We start from the raw sequence: 1,138 nt of genomic DNA on the forward strand, positions 1-1,138 counted from the left end.
GACTACTCGTGGGAGCGCCACCGCTACTGGTGCAACATCAACGCCGAGCAGCGTCCCTCGGAGCTGTTCAAGGACCACATCTACGGCTGCTTCGTCTCCGACCAGGTCGGTATCGACGAGCGCCACAAGATCGGCATCGAGCAGATCCTCTTCGAGAGCGACTACCCGCACTCGGACGCCAACTGGCCGCACACCCGCAAGATCCTTGCGGAGCAGATGTCCGAGGTCCCCGAGGACGAGGCCCGTCTGATGGTCGAGGGCAACGCGCGCAAGATCTTCAACTTCCCGCGCGCCTGATTCACCGGTGGAGGGTCCCGTCGCGGCGCCGGCCGAGACGGGACCCTTCCTCGTACACAGATCGGCAAAGGAGCCACGAGATGGCGCAGGTAGGTTTCCTCGGCGCGGGCCGCATGGGTCGACCGATGATGCAGAGACTGATCGCGGCGGGACACTCGGTGCGCGTGCACTACCGCTTCGATCTGGAGAAGGACGAGTTCACCGCTGACGGTGCCGAGGTGACTCTCGGGATAGGCGAGATCGCCCAGGGTGCCGACGCGGTGGTGGTGAATCTCTTCAGCGACGACCAGGTGAGGGAGCTCGTGCTGGCGGACGGAGGTCTCGTCGATGCGGTCGAGCCCGGCACCATCGTCATCCTCCACACGACGAGCAGCCCCCGCACGTCGGAGCAGGTCGAGGCCAGGCTCGRGGCGAAGGGTGCCTTCTACGTCGACGCTGCCGTCAGCGGTGGGCCGCACGACATCGAGGCCGGGGAACTGACCCTCTTCGTCGGGGGAAGGGACGAGGCGTGGGTGAAGGCGGAGTCGCTGCTCTCGGCGTACGGCGACCCGGTCATCCATCTCGGTCCGGTCGGCACGGGCATGAAGGTGAAACTGCTCAACAATGCGGCGTTCGGCGCGCACATCGGCGTCGTCTCCGTGCTTTCGGAGCTCGCCAAGACGCTCGACCTCGACGAGAAGACGCTGTACGAGGCTATGTCGCACGGCAGTGGAAACAGCGCAGTCGTCGGCATGGTGAGCCGAGGCGGCTCGGCGGCGGGCTTCTCGCGGAGCACGGCGGAGTTCGTCGACAAGGATGTGCACACGGCCGAGACCCTCCTCGGCAAGCTCGGCGCCAGCCT

At 66.2% G+C, this 1,138-nt stretch carries 2 protein-coding genes; both read left to right on the forward strand.

Translation table 11 applies throughout. From position 1 onward, the window contains the following. The coding region (locus ACXJKL_RS21390) for an amidohydrolase family protein (protein WP_457209002.1) at positions 1 to 297 on the forward strand (297 nt) is incomplete at its 5' end. Between the two features lie 80 nt (positions 298 to 377). Next, on the forward strand, positions 378 to 1,138 hold a 761-nt coding region (locus ACXJKL_RS21395), incomplete at its 3' end, for an NAD(P)-dependent oxidoreductase (RefSeq protein ID WP_457209003.1).

This window comes from Nocardioides sp. P5_C9_2 (assembly GCF_054049555.1).